This window comes from Cellulosilyticum sp. I15G10I2, assembly GCF_900095725.1.
Classification (GTDB): domain Bacteria; phylum Bacillota; class Clostridia; order Lachnospirales; family Cellulosilyticaceae; genus FMMP01.
In genome coordinates, this window is record NZ_FMMP01000016.1 from 112,663 (window position 1) to 136,151 (window position 23,489).

General features: G+C 35.1%; 16 protein-coding genes and 1 pseudogene. 7 read left to right on the forward strand and 10 right to left on the reverse strand.

What is annotated here, in order from left to right; translation table 11 throughout:
* Positions 1–585: 585 nt before the first annotated feature.
* The 4 genes and pseudogenes from speD (at position 586) to BN3326_RS15940 (ending at position 5,172) form a co-directional block, all read left to right on the forward strand.
* A complete protein-coding gene (speD, locus tag BN3326_RS15930; protein WP_070000261.1) occupies positions 586–1,431 on the forward strand; it encodes an adenosylmethionine decarboxylase in 846 nt (281 codons plus the stop codon).
* Positions 1,418–2,791 (forward strand): annotated as a pseudogene (locus tag BN3326_RS22795) (aminotransferase class I/II-fold pyridoxal phosphate-dependent enzyme); the annotation flags it as partial. The gene speD and the pseudogene BN3326_RS22795, both read left to right, overlap by 14 nt.
* Before the next feature lie 96 nt (positions 2,792–2,887).
* On the forward strand, positions 2,888–3,742 hold the full coding sequence (gene speE, locus BN3326_RS22800; RefSeq protein ID WP_334292629.1) for a polyamine aminopropyltransferase: 855 nt from the start codon (positions 2,888–2,890) through the stop codon (positions 3,740–3,742).
* A gap of 164 nt (positions 3,743–3,906) precedes the next feature.
* Positions 3,907–5,172 carry an O-acetylhomoserine aminocarboxypropyltransferase/cysteine synthase family protein gene (locus BN3326_RS15940; protein WP_070000262.1) on the forward strand — a complete coding sequence of 422 codons (1,266 nt, stop codon included), beginning with the start codon at positions 3,907–3,909 and terminating at the stop codon, positions 5,170–5,172.
* Positions 5,173–5,337: 165 nt separating this feature from the next.
* Here BN3326_RS15940 and BN3326_RS15945 read toward each other — a convergent pair whose 3' ends face one another.
* The 4 genes from BN3326_RS15945 to BN3326_RS15960 all read right to left on the reverse strand — a co-directional run bounded on the left by BN3326_RS15945 (position 5,338) and on the right by BN3326_RS15960 (position 10,907).
* Positions 5,338–7,740, reverse strand: coding sequence for a glycoside hydrolase family 31 protein (locus tag BN3326_RS15945; RefSeq protein ID WP_070000263.1), 2,403 nt, complete (start codon positions 7,738–7,740; stop codon positions 5,338–5,340).
* A gap of 23 nt (positions 7,741–7,763) precedes the next feature.
* Positions 7,764–9,062 (reverse strand): TRAP transporter large permease, encoded by a 1,299-nt coding sequence (locus BN3326_RS15950; RefSeq protein WP_070000264.1) that lies wholly within the window; start codon positions 9,060–9,062, stop codon positions 7,764–7,766.
* 30 nt (positions 9,063–9,092) lie between these two features.
* Positions 9,093–9,581, reverse strand: a complete 489-nt coding sequence (locus BN3326_RS15955) for a TRAP transporter small permease (RefSeq protein ID WP_070000265.1) — start codon at positions 9,579–9,581, stop codon at positions 9,093–9,095.
* Between the two features lie 273 nt (positions 9,582–9,854).
* On the reverse strand, positions 9,855–10,907 hold the full coding sequence (locus BN3326_RS15960) for a TRAP transporter substrate-binding protein (RefSeq protein ID WP_171903849.1): 1,053 nt from the start codon (positions 10,905–10,907) through the stop codon (positions 9,855–9,857).
* A 453-nt stretch (positions 10,908–11,360) separates the two neighbouring features.
* Here BN3326_RS15960 and BN3326_RS15965 point away from each other — a divergent pair, with 453 nt between their 5' ends.
* Positions 11,361–12,368, forward strand: coding sequence for a LacI family DNA-binding transcriptional regulator (locus BN3326_RS15965; protein ID WP_070000267.1), 1,008 nt, complete (start codon positions 11,361–11,363; stop codon positions 12,366–12,368).
* A gap of 17 nt (positions 12,369–12,385) precedes the next feature.
* Here the strand turns inward: BN3326_RS15965 and BN3326_RS15970 are convergent, their stop codons facing one another.
* Positions 12,386–13,198: a DUF2971 domain-containing protein gene (locus BN3326_RS15970; RefSeq protein WP_070000268.1), complete on the reverse strand. Its 813-nt coding sequence runs from the start codon at positions 13,196–13,198 to the stop codon at positions 12,386–12,388.
* Positions 13,199–13,380: 182 nt separating this feature from the next.
* Here BN3326_RS15970 and BN3326_RS15975 point away from each other — a divergent pair, with 182 nt between their 5' ends.
* Entirely contained in the window at positions 13,381–14,742 is a 1,362-nt protein-coding gene (locus BN3326_RS15975) for a putative DNA modification/repair radical SAM protein (RefSeq protein WP_070000269.1), read from the forward strand.
* Between the two features lie 11 nt (positions 14,743–14,753).
* Positions 14,754–15,491, forward strand: a complete 738-nt coding sequence (locus BN3326_RS15980) for a TIGR03915 family putative DNA repair protein (RefSeq protein ID WP_070000270.1) — start codon at positions 14,754–14,756, stop codon at positions 15,489–15,491.
* 133 nt (positions 15,492–15,624) lie between these two features.
* Here the strand turns inward: BN3326_RS15980 and BN3326_RS15985 are convergent, their stop codons facing one another.
* From BN3326_RS15985 to BN3326_RS16005, 5 genes are all read right to left on the reverse strand, one after another.
* Positions 15,625–17,094 (reverse strand): arabinan endo-1,5-alpha-L-arabinosidase AbnB, encoded by a 1,470-nt coding sequence (locus BN3326_RS15985; RefSeq protein WP_304441263.1) that lies wholly within the window; start codon positions 17,092–17,094, stop codon positions 15,625–15,627.
* Positions 17,095–17,126: 32 nt separating this feature from the next.
* On the reverse strand, positions 17,127–19,163 hold the full coding sequence (locus tag BN3326_RS15990; protein ID WP_070000271.1) for an alpha-L-arabinofuranosidase C-terminal domain-containing protein: 2,037 nt from the start codon (positions 19,161–19,163) through the stop codon (positions 17,127–17,129).
* A gap of 58 nt (positions 19,164–19,221) precedes the next feature.
* A complete protein-coding gene (locus BN3326_RS15995; RefSeq protein ID WP_070000272.1) occupies positions 19,222–21,342 on the reverse strand; it encodes a methyl-accepting chemotaxis protein in 2,121 nt (706 codons plus the stop codon).
* A gap of 18 nt (positions 21,343–21,360) precedes the next feature.
* A complete protein-coding gene (locus BN3326_RS16000) occupies positions 21,361–22,503 on the reverse strand; it encodes a glycoside hydrolase family 43 protein (protein ID WP_070000273.1) in 1,143 nt (380 codons plus the stop codon).
* 118 nt (positions 22,504–22,621) lie between these two features.
* Positions 22,622–23,485 (reverse strand): carbohydrate ABC transporter permease, encoded by an 864-nt coding sequence (locus BN3326_RS16005; RefSeq protein ID WP_070000274.1) that lies wholly within the window; start codon positions 23,483–23,485, stop codon positions 22,622–22,624.
* Between the last annotated feature and the right edge of the window lie 4 nt (positions 23,486–23,489).

Here is a 23,489-nt window from a genome sequence, read left to right on the forward strand (position 1 = left end):
TTTTCTTATTATGTCTGCATATATTCTGGGTAAAAAACTACTTTTGCCAATTAGAAAAGTAATGATTCTTGAGTCATTTCTTCTCTAATTGGCAAAAGTTTTATTTACCATCTTATCCTTTGTGCTTTTAGGTATAATCAGCGCTAAAACTTTAGATACTAACATTATTCATTTATTAATTATTTTATATATTTTTAAGTATTACTATATATAGAGTTTACTATATATATTATCGACTTATCTATTTAGGATGAATGTTTTTTAAAAAAAATAATTCCAATAAATCCTCTTTTAAAGCTCCCCATAATACTTGTCTTCTTTTTGAACTATTCTTTTAAACAAACCCATTATTTTCAAGGGTTATATTCTACATACTTTTATATCATATTAGGACTTTCTAATTGTCTTTTAAAATGTTTTTTATATAATTTTCATCAGTAGTTATATAAAAATAGAAGTATTACTAAACTTTAAATATGGTAATACAATATTTAATATTGAATTATAGCTTGTTTTCCTTTATAATGTACCTTGCTATAACAATATATTAAAATCTATGATAGAAGGAGATCTACTTAAAATAAGATGAACACTATACAATCAAACAAAGTAAAACTACATGGATTTAATAATTTAACTAAAACTGTTTCTTTTAACATGTATGATATTTGCTATACCAAAACCCCTGCTGATCGGCAAGCTTATATAGAGTATATTGATGAACAGTATAATGCTGAAAGACTTACTCAAATCTTAACCACAGTAACTGAAATTATAGGAGCAACTATTTTAAATGTAGCCAAGCAAGATTATGACCCACAGGGTGCTAGTGTAACCATACTTGTTTCTGAGTATCCGACTTATAATGCTTCTCATGATACAAAGTCTGCATCTCCTGGACCGCTGCCTGATACTGTTGTCGCGCATCTCGATAAAAGTCATCTTACAGTACACACTTACCCAGAATATCATCCTTATGAAGGTATTAGTACTTTTAGAGCAGATATTGATGTGTCTACATGTGGCGAGATATCCCCGCTTAAGGCACTTAATTATCTTATTCACTCTTTTGATGCGGATATTATGACGATTGACTATCGTGTACGCGGTTTTACAAGAGACTTTACTGGGCATAAACTATTTATAGACCATAAAATAGATTCGATACAAAACTTTATTCCTGAGCATATACGCATGATGTATAACATGATTGATGTGAATGTTTATCAGGAAAATATTTTCCATACTAAATGCAAACTTAAGGGATTTGACTTAGATAATTATCTTTTTGGCTATACAAAAGATGAGCTTCATCGTGGTGAAGCAAAAATGATTGCTAAAAAAGTTAAAAAAGAAATGGACGAAATTTTCTACGGCACCAACGTAGCAGAAGCCATGTTTAATTTGGAGGAATATGATGAATCACTCTAGCACGCCTCTCTTTTCTGCGGTTGTAGAGTATGTTAATGAGGATATTACTTGCTTTGATGTACCTGGACATAAAAGAGGCAATTATTTAGAAGAACTTAGAGAAATATGGGGCGATATGACACTTAAAATGGACATTAATGCTTCTAAGACGGTGGACAACCTGTCCCATCCAACTGGAGTTATCTTAGAGGCTGAGCACCTTATAGCTGATGCTTTTCATGCAGATAATGCTTTTATGCTAGTAAATGGCTCAACCTCTGGGATACAATATATGCTGATGAGTGCACTTAAAGAAGGGGATAAAGTACTTTTACCTCGTAACGTGCATAAATCCGCTATTAATGCACTGATATTATCCGGCACAAAACCTGTATTTATCGAGCCAGAGATCGATAATGAATATGGGATTGTAAATGGTATTACCCTCAAAGCTGTTAAACATGCTATTGATTTAAACAATAATATTAAAGCATTATTCGTTATTAATCCAACTTATTTCGGAGCCGTCTCTCATCTTAAAGAGATTATAGATTTTGCACACAGCATGGGTATTACAGTTCTTGTTGATCAGGCCCACGGCACACATTTTTCATTCCATCCTGATCTTCCCATAAATGCTGCAAAACTCGGTGCTGATTTAGTGACCGTAAGTATGCATAAAACAGGTGGTTCGCTTACGCAATCATCTATTTTATTGCATAATGAAGGACTTATAGAAAAAAACAAAGTTCGTTCTACCATTAATCTTCTACAAACAACTTCAGCTAATTATCTTTTAATGTGTTCGCTTGATGTGGCACGCAGAAAATTAGTACTTGAAGGCAAAGAAAGACTTGATGAACTTCTGAAGCTTACCCTTGCTGCCAAAGAAGAGATTAGCCGGATTCCTGGGTTAAAATGTATAATTGGCAAAGACTATATCAATCATCAAGGCGTTTATCACTATGATGATTTAAAAGTCGTTGTCAAAGTTAATGATTTAGGACTATCTGGCTTTAATGTTTATGATATATTGGCTAAGGAATATGCACTTCAAGTGGAACTAGCTGAGCCTAATGTAATCCTGGCTATTGTATCCTTCGGAGACAATGCCGCATCTATTAATAAACTTGTCTGCGCTTTAAAGGATATAAGCAGACGTTACTATAAAACTTTTCCACCTTTAAATATAGATATCTCCTCCAGCCTTAAAAATCCTAAAATGCTGATGACCCCTCGGGATGCTTACTATCACCCTAAAAAATTGATGCATATTACAGAAGCCAGTGGTCTTATCTGCGGCGAGTCTCTGATGATTTATCCACCGGGTATCCCTATAGTCATTCCTGGAGAGATGATTACTGATGACATGATTGAGCATTATCTTTACCTTAAAGGTGAAGGAACAGTTATTCTTAATGATGATGATGACCCTTATATGATACAAATTTTAGATAAAACCCAGGAGGACAATATGATAGATTTATGGTATAGCGAAAATCATCAGGACGATACTAAATTTTCTATTAAAGTTAATGAGCATATTCACTCAGAAAAAAGTGAATTTCAGCAAATAGACTTTTTCAGCAGCAATACTTTCGGTAGATTCTTTACACTGGATGGCTTTATGATGGTAACTGAAAAAGATGAATTTATATACCATGACATGATTGCTCATGTGCCTATGGCCGTTAATCCAGATATCAAACGCGTACTTATTATCGGTGGAGGCGATGGTGGGACTGCCCGTGAGATTTTACGTTATCCATCTGTTGAAAGAGTTGATATGGTTGAGATTGATGAACGTGTTGTACGTCTTTGTCAGAAATTCCTTCCACAGACAGCTTGTAAAATAGATAGAGACAGAAGACTTACTTTGTATTTTGAGGACGGCCTTCAGTTTGTACAGGATGCCCCCAATAATGCATACGACCTTATATTAGTAGACTCTACTGACCCTATAGGTCCTGGAGAAGGTTTATTTACCTATGCCTTCTATAATAACTGCCAAAGAATTCTGAGTGACGATGGTATTTTGATTAATCAACACGAGAGCCCTTATTATGCAAGTTACGCTTATGAAATGAAAAGAGCTCATTCTAAAATTAAAGATGCTTTCCCTATAGCTAAGGTGTATCAATTCCATATGCCAACTTATCCTTCTGGACATTGGTTGTTTGGCTTTGCATCTAAGAAGTATGATCCAATTAAAGACCTAAAAGCCGATAAGTGGCAAAGCTTTGGCCTTAAAACAGATTATTATAATACAGATCTTCATATAGGTGCCTTTATGCTTCCGACTTATGTAAGAGAAGAACTCGAGAACGCCTAGCTTCCCAAAACATTAAACGCTCAAGAGGATATGCCAAAAGACTTTTTAATCTTATGGTATCTCCTTTTGAGCGTTTTTAGTCTATTGACATCCCTGATACCTAATGATACTATATTTTCATTAAATATTGTAATATTTCGATATATTATTAGGGGGAAATGAAAGTGCGAATAGAAACACAATGTATCCAAGAAGGCTATGCGCCTAAAAATGGTGAACCTAGAGTTTTACCAATCTATCAAAGCACCACATATAAATACAATTCCACCGAAGAAGTTGCAAAGCTTTTTGATATGGAAGCCGATGGACATATGTACTCAAGAATATCCAATCCTACTGTTGATGCAGTCGAAAAAAAAATTGCTGCACTCGAAGGTGGTATAGGTGCTATGTGTACAACTTCTGGGCAAGCTGCTTCTATGATCGCTTTATTAAACTTTCTTAAAGCCGGGGATCATCTAATTAGTGCAGGTAACATTTATGGCGGTACACTTAATTTATTGGGTGTAACGCTTAAAAGAATGGGCATTGAAGTTACTTTTGTTAATGCTGATACGGATCCGGATACGCTCCAAGCAGCTTTTAAGCCTCATACAAAAGCTGTTTTTGGTGAAACCATTGCGAATCCTTCTATGGCTATTTTAGATATTGAGAAATTTGCAGCCCTTGCACATCATAACAATGTACCGCTTGTGATTGATAATACATTTGCAACACCTATTCTCTGCAGACCTATTGAATACGGTGCAGATATCGTTATTCACTCTACAACTAAATATATGGATGGACATGCGGTACAAGTAGGCGGGGTTATTGTGGACAGTGGTAACTTTGACTGGGCTAATGGCAACTTCCCTGACTTTACTGAACCTGACCCCTCTTATCATGGAGTTATTTATACCAAGCAGTTTGGTAAAGCTGCCTATATTGCAAAAGCCCGTTATCAACTAATGAGAGATATGGGTGTATATCCTTCTGCCCATGCAGCATTCCTCTTAAATTTAGGCCTCGAAACACTGGCTCTTAGAGTAGAAAGACATTGCAGCAATGCTTTAAAAGTTGCTGAATTTCTTGAAGGACATTCTCAAATAGAATTTGTTAATTATCCAGGGCTTGCTGCTAATAAGTATTATAATCTTGCAAAAAAATATACGCCTGATGGCTGTAGCGGCGTTATTTCATTTTCTATAAAAGGCGACCGCGAGGCTGCTATTCGGTTTATGGATACTTTAAAGCTGGCAGCTATTGTTGTCCATGTCGCAGATCTTAGAACTTCTGTCCTTCACCCAGCAAGCTCAACCCATAGACAGCTTACAAATGAGCAGCTGATAGCTTCTGGCATTACCCCAGGACTTATCAGACTTTCAGTAGGTATAGAAAATGTCCTTGATATTATAGAAGACCTCAAACAGGCTCTTGCACAAATTTAACGTAAACCTCTAGTCTCATTAACTGAAAAGGAGTTCCTACCAAACTCTCTTAGTAGGAACTCCTTTTCAGTTATGAAAAAATTTCTAAAGTCTTTGCCTTACCCTTTAGTATAACGCTGTCTCCAATACTAGTTAAACAACTTGTTAAGATTTAAATTAATAGTGTTATACTAATTCAACTTCATAAATACATTCAATATTTTTCTCTGCTTTCTTACCATTTATAATGACTTCTCTTACTTCACTTTTAGGAAGATAAATTCTTATTGTATTATAAGGAAGTTTATACTCCCCTTGGGAAGAAATTTCTAATTGAACACTATGTTCATCAGAAATCATTTTAACTTTAACAATAGTAAAGATATTGTTTTTATAGTCATTAGTATACCCGTCATCTTCATACAACTCATAGTTGCTATTAGCTATACCTTTTGCTGGAAATACCATGAATCCTCTTTTATCTTGCGCTTTAGTTTCGAAAGTTATTTCTGCATCATTGATAGGGATAATAGCCCCCGCTTTAATAAGTAGCGGTGTATAATGAAGCGGTGCTGGAATATTAACAGTTTGCCCACCCTCATACCAAATACCTGTATTAAAATCATACCAGCCTTGGGTATACTCCGGAAGGTATACAGGTCTTTCAAATTGACCTTTTTCAACTACTGATGCTACTAATAAGTCATTACCTAACATAAAGTCATCACATTCTTCAAAGGTTTTTTCGTCATTTCCAAAGTCATAAAAAGTTGGTTTTATCATAGGTTCATAATATTTATGGGCTCTATAATTTAGATTATATAAGTATGGCGTAATTTTACTTCTAAACTTAATTGCGCTTCTTATGAAGGTAATCATTTCAGGGTACATCCACGGAACATTCACTGTTGCATCATCATTCCATGAGTGAATAGTAAATCTCGGATGAAAAATACCATTTTGTACCCATCTAACAAATAATTCCGGTTCTGGTGCAGGACCAGAAAACCCGCCCACATCATGTCCAATATTATAAACGCCGCTTAAGCTTAAGCCAATACCCATTTTAATATTAAATTTTAAATTATTATATGAGGTCCTATTATCTCCTGACCAAGTTTGTACATATCTTTGCATGCCTGGACAACCTGATCTTGAAATAAGATATGGCCTTAAGTTCGGGTTATATTCTTTTTGTGCTTCAAAAGATGCTTTCATCATGAGTAAAGATTGAAGCGGTCTTATTTGACTTATATTAATCTCTTTTCCAAATCCTTGAGCTTTAGCTTCACCATCCCAAATTTCGTACTCGTTGTTATCGTTCCAGGTACTATCTATTCCGTACTCAAGCAACTTTTCTGTGACCTGAGCTTTCCACCAATTAAAAGACTCAGCGTTTGTAAAATCTACATAAGCCCCAATATCATCCCAAAATTGGGCAATCTCTGTATTTTCACCTTTACTGTCTCTAATGAACATTTTCTTTTCATCCAGTTCTTTATACATAGGGTGGTCTATTAATAATGCAGGTTTTATATTAGCGCATAGTTTTATACCATTATCATGAAAGCTTTTTGACATTTCTTTTGGTGTTGGTACTTTGTCTGTGTTCCAATTAAACACATATCTTTTATCTCCTATAGAAGTATAGCCTGAAGATAACTGAAATGAATCACAAGGTATATCATTTACTTTACAATCTTTTACAAAATTAAGTAATTGTTCTTGGGCATTTGGCGCATCAGTATAAGACATTGTTGAACCTGAGTACCCGATACTCCACTTTGGTGTAAATATTGTTCTCCCCGTTAACCAAGAAAATGTCTGGGTAACATTTTTAATTTCTGGACCAACGATGATGTAATAATCTAGATCTCCATCCTCTGCATTATAATAGCGATAGTATCCGTGGTAATTATCTAACTCATTACCTAAATCAAAAATAGAAGTAGATAAATTATCATAAAAAATACCAAAGGACACTTTAGATTGTTTGTTTCTGGTTATGTAAAATGGTATGTGTTTATATAATGGGTCAGTAAATTCTGCATCATACCCCATTGGGTCTACACTCATCATTCTGTATCTTTTGCCATACCTATTTGAATTACCAGCTTTTTCGCCTAGTCCATAATATTGTTCATCTAAATTTCTTTCTAAGTAATGGAATGGTCCTTTTCCTAAAGAGCCTTCGAAATTATAGGCTTGAGTTTTTCTATCTTTAACTAGTAAAATTTCTTGATCTTTATTTTTATAATACCAAGTTGCTTTCATACCATCCATCTCAAAAACAACTTTTATTTTTGAGGTTTCTACGCTACACATTTCATCTTTTATCTCATACGTAAATTGTGGTTTAGTAAAAGGTGAAATGTCAAGTCTGTCTCGACCTTCTTTTTCTATATCATCCATACCTGGTGCTACAAGCCATGTTTTATCTAATTTAAGTTCATTTTCATAAAATAATACTCTTATGACATCTTCTTCTAAAACAAAAACTTTAGCTACTGTTTTTCCTTCTTTTAGATTAAAATAAAGCGTATTATTTTCTTCTTTTATAAACTCAAAAATATATTTTGTTCTAATCATACTATCGTTCCTTCCTTATATCATTATATTATATTGAATAATCTTGGTAAGAATAAACTAAGTTCTGGTATATAAGTTATTAATAGTAGCACTATAATTAAAGCCGCAAAGAAAGGTAATAATGGTTTTATTGTTTTTTCTATAGATACGTCCGCTACACTGCACCCAATAAATAGAACGCTTCCCACAGGCGGTGTCATAATACCTATACATAGATTAAATACTAAAATCATACCAAAATGTACTGGATGTAGTCCAAGCTGTGTAGCTATTGGCAGGAATATTGGCGTAAATATGAGCACTGCTGGTGTTAGATCCATAAAAGTCCCCACTATTAATAAAGTTATATTCATAATTAATAGAATTACAATTTTATTCGTTGAGATGGATAATATCAATCCACTTATAGCTTGTGGTATACCAGTATATGCCATAATCCAAGACATAGCCGATGATGCTGCCACAAGGAACATGATGACACCTGTTGTTACTGCTGTTTTTAATATGATATCTTTCATATTTTCTAAAGTCAGCGTTTTATAAAACATGGATAGGATTAATGGATATATGACAGCGATTGCGGCACCCTCAGTTGCTGTAAATGCCCCGCCAACTATACCACCAATAACTATAACTATAAGTAATAAACTAGGAAGAGCATCTAGAAATACCAAAAGTGCTTCTTTAAATGATACTCTTTGTGAAACTGGATATTTATGCTTTTTTGCATGAAAAAAGGCAACTAACATTACTGACGCACCCATTAATATACCTGGTATATATCCCGCAATAAATAAAGCTGATACTGATACGCCGCCAGCAACTAATGAGAATAATATTAGCACTCCGCTTGGCGGAATAAGCATCCCCGCTGGAGAAGAAGCAATATTAACCGCTGCTGAAAATGCTGGATCATATCCTTCTTCTTTTTGTAATGGCGCCATAGTTCCTCCAATAGCAGCACATGCTGCAACTGCAGATCCTGATAAAGCGCCAAATAACATATTGCCAAGCACATTAGTATGCGCTAAAGAACCAGGTATTCTTCCTCCTAGTACTTTTGCAAAATTAACAAGCTTTTTTGCAACGCCTCCATTATTCATAATATTACCAGACAGTACAAATAAAGGAACGGCTAGCAATGAAAAGCTACCTACGCCATTTATCATTTTTTGAGATATTGTGAATATGGCGACATCAAAAGGTACAACCATCAATGATGTCACTATTGCAGATATGCCTATACTTATAGAAATAGGTACTCCAATTGCCAAAAGAATAAGGAAAACTGTAAATAATATTAAAGCTGCCTGTATAGCCATTTTTATCTTTCTCCTTCACTATTTTATTATTTAATCAATCTTTTCTAGGTTATCCCTTATTTTCAAATCTTCTAATATGTTTACAAGCTGATAAAACGTAATAATTACACCAGATACCACCGTACTTATATAAATTAGTCCTCTAGATATCCCTAATATAGGCGTTTTGACTGAAAATACTCCTTCTGTAATGGCTTTCCCACCAAAAATGAGTATGATTACAGCAAATAACAATACTAATAAATCTATAAATACCTCTAACATAATTCTTTTTTTTCCATGAAGTTTTTCTTTTAAAAAGATTAATGCCATATGCTGTCTGGTACCAAATGCAAATGCCGTACCTAAAAAAGAAGTCCATATTAAAATTATAATAACTAATTCTTCTGTAAAAGTACTCGGGTTATTTAATATATATCTAGTAAAAACCTGCCATAAGACTAATGTTGTCATTACTACTAAAAGCATTGATATAACAAACGACAAAACTTTATTTAAAATCGTTTTTATCTTTATCATTTTAGCCTCCAAAATCATTTAGTTTTAATATTTCTTACTAATCTATTTCACTTTCTTAAATAAGAATTTAAAAAAGCTCTAACACTATAGCATGCCCCATTGACAAATAAATTCTCATAAGAATAGAAAGGGACAACGCTGTGTTAGAGCTTACTTAATACTCTATCCATGATATTGAGAATTTACAAGATTCTTTTAAAAAGTAACCTTTTAACAAATAAACTCTATCATGTAACCTTAGGATAGATATATTCTAAGCTTTCTAATTTAAAATTATTCTAACCCCTTAAATGCATCTAATAACGCCTTCACCTGTGGCATTGCACTAGCATATTTCTCTATCATTGGTGCAACTGCTTCTCTAAATGGTCCTTTATCTACTTCGTTAAAAGTTACACCTTGTGTTTCTTGTGCCTCTTTAATAGCTTCATCAATTGATGCAGTCCATAATGGTTTGTGGAATTCAGTAGATTCTGCCGCTGCTTCAAATATAACTTGTTGCTGTTCAGCCGTTAATGAATCCATAACTTTTGAACTCATAACTAAAATATCTGGAATTCTAGTATGTTCATCATAACTAAATTGTTTTGCAACTTCTCCATGTTTACCTATTGTTAAAGCTGTCTCATTACTTTCTGCACCATCGATAACGCCCGATTGTAATGAAGTATAAACATCTCCATAAGGCAGTCCAACTGGTGTTCCTCCTAAAGCTTGAATCATATCTGTCTGAGATTCAAATCCCATAACTCTGATCTTTACTCCTTTTAAATCTGCTGGTGTTAATATCGGTTTGTTTTTTGTATAGAACGAACGCGCGCCAGAATTATAGTATGTTAATCCAATGAAGCCCTGCTCTTTAGTTTCAGCATATAGTTCTTTAACTGCATCTGATTCCATACTTTTATAGAAATGCTCTTCATTGAGGAAAACATAAGGTAATGTAAACGCATTGTACCCTTCGCTATATGGTGTTAATGCAGCTGCAGAAACTTTTGTCATTGAAACAGCCCCTGCTTGTAACTGCTCTAGTACTTCACTTTCTCCACCTAATTGACCATTAGGAAAAATCTCAAATTTTAATGAACCCTCACTCTTTTCTTCTGCCAATCTTGCAAATTCTACCATAGCAATATGCACTGAATGTTGTTCATTTAAGTTATGTGCTAATTTTAATGTTGTTGTCTCAACTGGTTTTGCAGCCTCTGTTGATGTTCCGCTTGAACTACTTCCTGCGTTGTTAACGCCTTCGCTCTTACTTCCACATGCAGTCAATCCTAGAGCTAAAAATGCGCTTAAACCTAATGCTAATAACTTTTTCATCATACGACCCCCTGAGTATTATTTATCTTGTAAATTTTTGGAAATACTTATCAATTAATTCTTTGGCCTAAAAGCTAAAAATATATTCTAAACCGAAAAATAATATTGATTCAAGTATTAAGGTAAATAAATAAAAGACTATTAAAACAAAAAATAAATCACATTTTAGTAACCGGTTACTTTTTTGATTTTAAAAAAAATACATAGTTTCATTTTCTAAAGCCTTTATAAGCTAATTATATATAACAATTTACAAGTTGTCTATACTTTTTATCAAAAAAATTGTAACCAGTTACTTTTTTTACAACAAAAATACTATATTTATGATTACTTATAAACAAATTCTATTACTTAGACTTAAATTATAGCAAATCTTCTTAAAATGGGATATAATACTTATTGTACAGTTACTTATGTAACCAGTTACTTTGATTTATTTAGAAAGGAAAACTATATATGAGTTATACGATATACGATCTAGCCCGAGACAGCGGCGTTTCTGTAGCTACCGTATCGAGAGTAATAAATAAAAACGGCTCAGTAAAAGAAAAAACGCGCAATAAAATATTAAAACTCATGCAAGAAAATAATTATACCCCCAATGCCTATGCACGGGGTTTAAATAACATAAGTATGAAAACTATCGGTGTACTTATTTCCGATATTGGCAACCCTTTCTTTGCTGAGCTTGTAAAAAGTATTGATTTAGTATGTCAGAAGAATCAGTATAAAATTATTTTATGTTCTACAGAAAATAATGCAGAAATAGAAAGAAAAGAAATAGAAATGCTTATCCAAAAACAAGTAGAAGGATTTATAGTCGCTGGTAGCAGACCCATCAAAGATGAAAATGCTGACTTTTTAATACAAGTTAGTCAAACATATCCTATTGTAATGATAAATTCCTTTATAAAAGGTGGTAATAAGCTATTTTCTATAATGGTAGATGAAAAGAAAGCAAGTTTCGAGGCCTATAGCCAACTTCTATCACGAGGCCATGAAAACATATTCTTTTTTGGAGATCTCAACTGGAAAACAACTGTTGCAAAGCTTTCTGGTCTTAAGGAATCTATGGAGCAATTTAATCGCTCATTTGATAAGTTGCATTTTATTGACTGTCCATTCAGCTATTCCAGTGGAAAAGATGGTATTAAACTACTTATTGAGAGAAAAATACCATTTCCTTATACGATCTGTTGCTCATCTGACATGATTGCAATAGGTGCTATGAGAGAGTTATTAACCTTGGGTATCAAAATACCAGAACAAGTTTCTCTAGTTGGTTATAGTAATACAGAAATCTCTTCATTAACAACTCCCTCGCTAACCACTATAGATCAAAAGATGTCAAAACTAGGGGAAAAAGGTGCAAATCTTTTCATCGAAGTTTTAAACGGTACTTATCCTATTAATAAAAAAATCTACTCTGAATATGAATTTTTAATTAGGGAATCAACATTTTAGCTTTTTGCAGCTGTATTTTATCTCTGATATGATGCAGCTATTTTTTGTGCTATGAGCTTAAATTCATCTTCATAAGGATTTAAACCCATTTGGTAAACTTCACAACCTCTTTGTTTTCCTATCTCTACGAGCTCATCTTTATCAATACATTTCTCTCCTATATAAATCGCCTTTAATCTAAGCCCTAATTCTTGTTCACTAAAATAATTTCCCACCTCTTGATCCTTTTTTTCATTCACCTGATATTTTAAAATCCTATATTCTTTTTCATATTCCCATATCATATGTTTGATCATAAAAGAAGACCAAATAACTAAAAATCGTTCTATGGATTCTTCTGTAGATCTTAAGCCTCCTTCGGCGTCCAATAAAAAACGACTGAGCGTTTCATTAGCTAAGTGGCGTTTGTTTTCATAGATTACAGGATAAATATAGGCGGTGTCTAACACTTCATACTGCAAGCAATATCCTTTATGATCATAAGCATAATGTGCCCATAGCGGCATATCTTCTTCTAATCCACTAGCTGCAAGACTCCCAATAAGCATCCCGTCCCCCAAGCCTTTTAAACCCGCGTAAAGCTCTTTTATTTGCATTTCTCCCCATCCACGTTCTTTAAGCTTTAGTTTATCAATATATAAAGCTAACCCTTCAAATGGATCATTTAAGTACTTGGCATAGCACAGCCAAACCCTTTTTACTTTTAACGCTTCAAACTTCTTTGCTTTATCTTGATCAGTACATCCTGTATATTTATATAAATTTATAGGGATGTCTCCAATCTCAAAGCCCATTTGTTTTAATGAAGGTTTTAAATCCTGCTGCTTCATTTTTTCTCCTCCATCTCGCAGTATTACTTTGCCTATAGTATGTCCCAACTTCTAATATCTTTCTCTTTATAACCAGATATTTAGTAACCTAAAATCTTTTGCATATATTGCACTAATCTATAAAATACTTTATAATAGAACATATGTTCGGTATTATATTTAATAAATAAGGTGATGATAAAATGGAACTGCAACAAAAACTAGAAATACTCTCTGCTGCGGCTAAGTATGATGTGTCATGTTCTTCTTCAGGCTCTAAAAGAAGTTCTAAAAGCGGTGATTTAGGCTCTGTAAACTCAGGAGGGATTTGCCATAGCTTTACCCCCGATGGCAGATGCATTTCTCTTCTTAAGATTCTTTTAACAAACTATTGTATCTATGACTGTGCTTATTGTGTAAACCGAAAATCAAATAATGTCTCCCGCGCCGCCTTCTCAGCTGAAGAGGTCGTTGAACTTACAACAAACTTTTATAGACGCAACTACATTGAAGGACTTTTTTTAAGCTCCGCCGTCTTTAAAAGCCCTAATCATACGATGGAAATGCTGACATCTATTCTCGAAAAACTACGCGTTGAAAAAGGCTTTGGCGGTTACATTCATGTAAAAGCTATACCAGGTGCCAGCCAGGAGCTTATTGATAAGGCAGGCCTTTTTGCAGATAGGATGAGCGTTAATATCGAGCTGCCATCGGACAACTCCCTCAAACTGCTTGCTCCTGAAAAAAAGAAGGAAGATATTTTTAAACCTATGAAGCAAATTAGTGCAAATATTACAACTGCTTTAGCTGAACGCAAAAAATATAAAAAAGCTCCACTTTATGTGCCCGGAGGTCAAAGTACTCAGCTTATTATAGGCGCTACCCCTGATAATGATTTAAACATCCTCAGCTTATCGCAGAAGCTTTATGATAAATACAGCTTAAAGCGTGTGTATTATTCAGCGTATATGCCAGTTAATACAGGTGCTAACCTGCCTGCTATTAAAAATCCGCCCACACTCCGTGAACATAGACTTTATCAAGGAGATTGGCTCCTTAGATTCTATGGATTTAAAGCTGAAGAACTTTTAAATGAAAAAACGCCTAATTTTGATATCAATTTTGATCCTAAAACTAATTGGGCACTTAATAATCTTCACCTTTTCCCGATTGAAATAAACGTGGCACCCTTAGCCGAACTTCTTCGTATACCAGGTATCGGTGTACGAAGTGCTAGGAAGATTATGAGTTCAAGACGTATTGCACCACTTAATTACTCAGATCTTAAAAAACTCGGTGTTGTTCTTAAAAGGGCACAATACTTTATTACATGCAATACAAAATATTACGGCTCAGTTGATCTTGATGATACCAAAATCCGCACTGCACTTACCCCTAAATTTGATTTAAATAAAATAGATGGTCCCTATGAGCAGCTTAATCTATTTGATAATCTTGCAGATTCTTCTAGTAAGTCTCCAATACTTTTTTCTCCAGCTTTTCAAATCCCCTCAAAGCTGTTGCTTTTAGAAGATAATCTGACAGCCCTAACCGGCGAACTATAAGGAGGCCTAGTATGAAAGAATATGTTTATGATAATAGCTTCGATGGCCTCTTAACTGCCATATTTTATGCCTATCAAGAAAAATGTGATGTTAAGCTCACAAAAGAGGCAAGTTACACGCCTAATCTATTATATGAAAAGGTCCCTATAAAAACCGAACAGGATAAAGCCGACAGAGTGTATAACAGCCTTTATACTAAACTGTCTTATGCGACACTTTCAAATGTATACTCTCTATATCTTTGTGATATGCCTGATATGGATACACTTATTTTTAGCTATGTAAAACTATGCTTCAAACATTCTGATACAATCAATCTTGCTAAAAATAATGATATCATCAGAGCTGTAGATCAATATGCAAGGCGCGTATCTTTAGAGGCTCATCGCTTTAAAGGTTTTGTACGTTTCAAAGAAATTGCACCGCTTGTTTTCTACGCCCAAATAGAACCCGACCATAACATCCTGCCTCTTATCATGCATCATTTTGAGCAGAGGTTTTCAGATCAGCACTTTATCATTCATGATCTTAAGCGCGAATACGCGATTGTATATGATCTTAAACAAACTTATTTACGAGATCTCTCCGTTGCAGAAGGCCAAAGTCTCTCTGCTTGCACAGATGTTGACTCCTTTGAAACGCTTTTTAAAAGCTTTTATCAATCTGTTACGATTACAACAAAACTTAATGAAAAGCAACAGCGCTCTTATATGCCTAAAAGATATTGGAAACATATAATTGAAACATAACTACAGAGATTAAAAATATTTGTCACTAATAAAACAGGAACTCTCTACACAAAAAATAATACTCAAAAATCAAAACAGCACACAAAGTATTTTGAAACTCACTACTTTATGTGCTTTTATATAAAATATTATATTATTTGCTGTTTATAACAGATTTACTTCCCCATACAGTTACGCCATCTTTTGATACTGCTGTAAAACACATAACCTCAGCCTGTACATCTTGATCCCAAGCACGTATAAAATAACCTTTATACACACTTCCATCCAGCGTTAGCTCAATCTCATTATTTTTTGTTTTTTTCCATTTCCCCTCTATCGCTCCTGTAACTTTACCCCGCTTCTCTAAGATAATATCTTGAGATTTCTTTATTTCTCCGCTAATATCTTTTCCATGACTAATGAACTTATAGGTTCCTAGTATTTCATCAGACCTATACGCACTAAGACTTTCACCTGCAAAGCGATGCGGCACTACAACAGGCCAGCCATCTTTATTAAAAAACATCTGATGCACCCGCACTTCATAAGCATTTGCTCTGCCTTCAAATCTGGTATGAAAGAATAAAAAATAAGCATCTTTTTCTTCATCATAATAAGCAGAGTTATGCCCTGGCGAACGATAACCTGTGTTTTTCCTTGTATTTGTCTCATCACTTGAACTAAATGCATAACTACCCATCAGTTTTACGCCATAAGGCTCTATGGATCTATCATCAAAAAACGTACCCTCAGCGCCCTTACAATCAATCATATCCTTATCTTCTGCATCATAATATGGCCCATCCGGCGTTCTTGAACGCACTACCCTTATATTGTAACCATCCTCTGCACCTAAACCACCAAAAGATAAAAACATATAATAATAGTCGGTCTGTTTGTTATAAAGAACATAGGCCCCTTCTATACGGCTATGATTGCCTCCTAGAAGTTTCTTACCATATCCTTGCCCACTATACGGAAAGCCTGTTTCAGGGTCCATCTCTAATATATATATTCCTCCTGAATAGGAGCCATATACCATCCACAGCTTCCCATCCTTATCAAAAAAGGTATGAGGATCTACCGCATTTGGATGAACCGTCGCATCATAAGGGGTTCCATCATCGCTGGGTTCATCTTCCATCCCCGACCTTAAAATAACTCCTAAATTCTTATAAGGTCCCTCGATGTTGTCTGCTACCGCAAGCCCTAGATAAGACCTAGGCGAATCCCCCTTACACGTACAGTAGTACATATAAAACTTACCATCTGCAAGTCTAATCACATCCCCTGCCCAAAAGGTTGATGTTTTCCCCCATTTTAATGCTTCCCCTAGTTCTTGACTCGCATTAGGAACCAGTTTATTACCCCTTTGTGGCGCTGTAGAAATCTGCGTCCACGCCATTAGATCTGTCGTTTTTGCAGACTGCAGATGCGATCCAAATACATAATATGTATCCTCCACCTTAATCACGGACGGATCATGCACTGAAACCTCTTTAAAAACCGGTGGCTCTAAAGCATCCCTACTCATTATCTCACTATTTCCCCCGCATCCAGATAATATCATTACTCCCATTAACAATATATTACCTATTACTCTTTTTTGTACTTTTATCATAAAATCCCTCCTGCAGCCCTAATATTTAGTGCTTACATCACCTTCAACCTTAGCACAACAAATGACTGAGCCGGCATATCATACACAAATTCTGAAGATACATTGCCTAAAATGAAATCTTTTGCAACGACTTTATCAGGTTCTTCCAACGTATTCATATCCATCTTGTTTTCTGAAGTTAAGATGACTCCCTTCGCCTTCTGCCAAGTGCCTTGTACATTTTTTAGTTCTATACTGACTGTATGCGCCTTTTCATCTACATTAACCAGTTTAATAATCATTTCTTCTGTATTCGCATCATAGCTTGCTATACTATAGATTGGCAACCTCTTATACTTGGGAAGCTTCGTTTTAGCGACAACATCCGTTTTTAAGGTGTAGGTTCCCATGTTGTTTCCAAACATCTTTTGGACATAGTAGCTTACAGAACCATAGGCTTTGTTATTATCAAACCATATAAGGTCTGGCTGCCATTGGATATTCGTTGTTTTTGCAAACAAAGGGGCATAGGCTGTCATAGCCACGATATCCGAATTTCTTTCAAGCCCTGTCATAAAAGCTGCTTCACAAAGTGCAGCATAGAGATTGTTTTCTCCTTGCTTCGAAGGGCCTCCGTTAGTATGGCATGCATATTCACCGGCAAATATTTTACTGCTTTTCCCATCCTCATATCTAGGATAGCTGTCATATCTTGAATTGTTATCTAAAAACCAATCCGGGGACATATAATAGTGTTCATCTATAATTTCTGCATAAACTTTTCCTCGGTCTATATATTCCTTTGTTTTATCTGTAATAATATCCCATGCAACTTCAAATTCTTTGCCGCTTGGAAAAGGTCCACTGGTTGTAATCAGATGAACATCTGGATACTTTTCTTTGATTCGCTTTCTAAAAATTTCATATGTTTCAAAGTATTTATCTTGTCCTTCAACTTCATAATCTATCCACTGTTCATTACCTATACCTAGGTACACAAGGTTAAAAGGTTCCTTGTGTCCAGCCTCAATTCTTTTTGATCCCCATATCGTTGTTTCATCACCATTGGCGTATTCTATCAGGTCTAATGCATCTTGGATAAAAGGTTCGACATCATCTGCTACTTCCTTGCCTTGAAACTGGCAGCTCATGCCACAGTTTATAATAGGAAGGGGGCTAGCACCTATATCTTCTGAGAGTTGGAAGTATTCATAAAACCCAAGCCCATAGGTCTGATTATATGGGGCATTCTGCCATTCTTCCCATCTGTTCCAGTTCGTTTTTCGATATTCTACTGGTCCAATAGTATCTTTCCAGTTATAAGCATTTGACAGATACTTTCCTTCTACAATACATCCTCCTGGAAAACGCATGAACTTTGGATTTAGATCTTTCAGCATTTGGACAAGATCCCGTCTCAGTCCGTTCTTCCTGTTTGCCCACGTACTTTGGGGAAATAAGGAAATCATGTCTAAGTTCAGGGTTCCTTCTCCTTCAAAAATTAAACTTAGCTTAGCAAAAGAATCATCTTCCTCTGAATTTAGAACAGTCTCATATTTTTTCCATGTATCATCAACGTTTTTACTCTCTATTGTAACTTTGGCATAACGAGTCCCATTTTGTCCCTGTAATAAAATATGTAATTTCCCATTGTAGTCTTTATTCCTTAGAAAAATGGAAAAGTTGTAGTTTTCATTTTTTCTAAGGGCAATCCCACCAAATCCTGTATTGCTTAGGCTACTGCCATGACTCATTTCACCCAGTGTTATTTCTAAATAGTTGGGGTTATTCGGATGAATAGGCTGCTCATTTTTTCTCTCTATTTTAAACTGTTTGTTATCTTTCTCGAAAACCTCCCAGCCATATAGGTAGTCGTCAAATTTAGAAAAACTTTCTTTAAAACTGCCAAATTCAAAGGAGCGGTTTTGAATAAGTTCTGCATAGAGTCCGCCATCTGCTCCATAGTTAATGTCTTCAAAGAAAACCCCTATAAAGGTTTCACTAATCTTTGTTTCTTTTTTATCAAAATCTATTTCTATCCCGTAGTTTTCTTCTGGATAAAGAAATTTTAGCTTATCTGATTGATTCATTTTTAGTTCTCCATTTCTAATGTAAATATTGGTAATCATTTCTATTTAAAAGTAAACTCTATTCAAATTTTGAATAGGCTACTTTAAGATCACTTATGCTTTCTAGAAGCTTATTCGCCATTACATTTATTTTCTGAGCATTATACGACTGCTGGACACTCTCAGCACTTACTTCTTCACTTACTCCGGCTGAATGCGTAACAATCTGTGAAATCTCACCCATCTTTTCAACGACTTCCTCTTTTTGTACGGTTATTTCCTGAAGGATTGCTGTTGTATGATCAATTTGCAGATTCACACTATTCATCTGCTGATCAATATGCGAAAACGTATCTTTTGCTGATTTAACGATAGGAATCTGATTACTATAAACCTTGTTTGCTTTTTCAAGCTCATCAAGTGTAGACTTCTTTTTGTACTGAATCCCCTTGATCATCTGATCTATGGCAAGTATGGCATCCTCTGTCTGGTAAGAGAGCTTTCTCACTTCATCAGCTACAACTGCAAACCCCCGGCCTGATTCTCCTGCTCTAGCTGCTTCAATCGCAGCATTTAATGATAATAAATTCGTCTGATCATTAATTCCTTTAATAAGCGCTAGTATGCGGCTTATACCGCTTACTTCACTTCCTAATTCTTCAACCTGTTGCCTAATAGCATCAGTTATGACGATGCTATCCTTCGTTTGATCTTCTAATTTTTTTAAGTGGTTTTTAGTCGAATGGCTCATCGCTTTTGAACTTTTAGAAGCTTCCTGAACTTCATTTACCATAACCGTTACCTTATTAATATGTCTAGATAGCGATTCAACAACTCCAAGAGCACTTTCTATTTCTTTACTCTGTCCCTGTGCGCCTTTTGCTATGCTTTCTATAGCCTGTTCTACTTCTTGGGCTGAAATCGATGTGTCCATAGCAACTTGGCTAAGCATACCCATATTCTCTTCTACTGATACTGAAGCACTTTTTGCATTCATAATCAGTGCTTTAAGTGAGGTAATCATATTTAAAAAGCCTGTTACAAGTAGTTTCATCTCTAGGTTAGTGGCTACAACATTTTTTCTTAATGCTTCTTCTATATCCAAATTACCTTCCTGAATTTGTGCCATGAGTCCAGTCATCTTAGAAAGAGGAACAGCTATTTTTCTTCCCATTCCTATGCTCACTAGCAGAATAATAAAAAGGCTTATCACAATAATGACGGCTATCTGCCCCCATACCTTGTTTATATCTTTCATCAATATATGTAGCGGGGCCTCACTTACTACCTTCCACCCATTTGCAAGGACCGAATAGCTAAATAGTCCCTCTTTGTCAGTAAATGTTCCAAAAGCTTTAGAAGAATTACTGATTCTTTCAAGATGTTTTTGATTAATATTTTTAAGATTCAGTCCTATTAAATCATTATTATTTGATAGTATAACTGTATTGTCGTGATCCAGTACCATAATAGGAATGTCCTCATGAACACTGGCTAGATCTATAAAGTTCTGATAATGTTTAGCATTCAACTTAAAAATACTAATGGTATTATTGGTGCTTGATATTTTCCGGGCCATGTAAATACCATTTGCATTATCTTTTTGATTCGTATCTGTCTCAATCCCTAGATAAAACCACGTATTACTTGCTAAGTCCTTAGATAAAATCTGCTTATAGGTTTCTGAAGCTCTAAACGCACCACTTTCCAGATAGGTAAGCAGTGTACTGGAATGAAAATCGCTTCCCATGAGCTTTTTTTTGAAAATAAGCTTATCGTTGCTTAAGATATATAGTCCATCTATTGAATTATCTTTAGAAGTTATCTCAGCGAGTAAAGCTGGCAGTGTATCTTTTTCGAATACTTTTTTCTCTAGACCTTTAAGCACATTCATATTGACAAAATAGCTCTGAACTTCTTTATGATTCGTAAAAGATGCTGCTGAAAATGTCGTTACTTCCAGATAATAATTCAAATTATAGGTAAGCTGATCGACAATTTTTTGAGAATATCCTGTCAAAGAGGCCTGAACTGAAGTGTTTGCTTTAGATTTTGTAAGGGAAGTTACTATCAAACATGGTGTAATACTTAATATTAAGAACAGCCCCACAAGCTGATAAAGCAACTTACTCTTTTCAAAGAACGCGCCTATTCCTACAAAATGGTGTTTTTTAAAGCTTAAACTCACTTTCCTCTTCATAGGTCCCCCCCAAGTTAACTAATTTTTAACGTTAATAACAGCTGCAACTTCCTGATTGGCTAGATTTAATGCCTCTTCATCTTTCACTTTCAGATTCGGCGATCCATCTTCATTCCAATAGATGCGTCTGATACGCGTATGCCTATTAGGATCGGAAAGTGCGTTGTTTGCAATCAGACCTTCATAAGGTCTTGCATGATACACAAGCAAATCTTCTCCTTCTTCTGAGACTGTAAAAGAATTATGCCCAGGTCCAAACTCGCCATCTAAATCAGAGCTTTGCAGTATAGGATAAGAGGATTTTTGCCAGGATGCTTGATCTAATAAGTCACTTTTCTCATCTGCTACCAAAAGCCCAATACAGTATTCTTTTCCTGTCCCGGCAGCCGAATAAGTCATAAAAATTTTATTATTTCTCTTAATCACCGCAGGTCCTTCATTTACAGGATGTCTTACTTTTTCCCAATCATATTCAGGCGTAGTCAGCATAACAGGCGTCCCTTCTATTGTCCAAGGATTTTTCAATTTTGCGATATAGAGGTTGGAATAATTTGCTTCATCTTTTTGTGCCCAAACGAGATAATCGATCCCTTTATGTTCAAATGTAGTCGCATCCAGTGAAAAGCTCTCAACGCCCACATCTATCCGGCCTTTCTCGGTCCAAGTACCATCTAATGGATTATCCGCTTCGCATTCCAGTACATAAGGTCTTATCGCCCAGATATCTTCAGCTTTTCCTGCTGCAAAGTAGATATACCATTTACCGTGTATAAAATGAAGCTCCGGAGCCCAAATATGTTCGCTCATTTCGCCTTTCTTATGCTTGGTCCAAATCACTATTTCTTCTGCATTTGGAAGATCTATTATCCGTTTTGCTCTTCTTAGTATAATCCTGTCATACTCCGGAACAGAGGCAGTGAAATAATAATATCCGTCTGTATGTTTATAGATTTGAGGGTCAGCTCTCTGCTCAATAAACGGGTTTGGATATTTTGTTTGAACACTTTTCTCTTCGACCTCAAAGCTGCCTTGTTTTTCATATTTCATCGTATCAATTTCCTTCCATTCAAATCTTATTTTTTTATAAAGTATGCTGCATACTAATACGCCCGCAAGCAAAATGATACACATTATCATCTTATATTCTTTTTTTTTCATCATTGATAAACTTCCTTTTTATCCTATTATCTCTGCCAAAGACGTTCTTTAGATTAAAAAAAGCACCCTATAAAGCGCCGCCTTATAAGATGCCTTAATCAATCCCCTTCAAAATCATCATTTAACCCTTTACCCCACCTGCTGTCATACCTTCAATAAAGTATTGTTGGAAGAATAAGAATACAACGAGTATAGGAAGAATGGCCATTACAGATCCTGCTATAAGCACATCATAATTATTGCCATATGGTGTAATAAGTGTTGCAAGACCTATTGGAAGCGTAAATTTCTGCTGACTTCTTAGTACAATTAATGGCCACAAAAAGCCATTCCAGCTACTCATGCCTACAAATATGCCCATGGCAGCAAAAGAAGGTGCCATAAGCGGCAAAATAATCCTTCCAAATATCCCATATTCTGAGCATCCATCAATCCTGCCCGCCTCCATAAGTTCTCTTGGAATACCGCTTAGATATTGTCTAAAGAAAAATATTGGAGCCGGAGATGCTACAAAAGGCAGAATGATCCCCCAAATAGTATCAATAAGTTTCATACCTATCATTTGTTTATAAAGCGGAAGCATAATGATTTCCATGGGAATCATCATGATTAAAATAACACACATAAAGAGTTGGTTTTTATACTTAAAATCGTACATTGCAAAACCATAACCTACTACTGCACTTACTATAAGTGTAAGTGAAGCCTGAACTGCTGTAATGACTATACTGTTTTTGAACCACATAAAATAGCTATTTTTACCGGTAAATAAAAAGATAAAGTTATTTAGTGACATTACTTCTGGCTCAATTTTTATATTTAATCCAAATCTTAAGAGCTCTTTTGAGGGCTTAAAAGATGCAAGAGTGATACAAAATATCGGGAATAACACGACTAATGCTATTACTATAAATAGGATCAAGAGTAAGATGGCATGAGGTGTTATCTTTATTTTTTCTGCTATTTCTTTTTGTTTTTTACCCATCGTC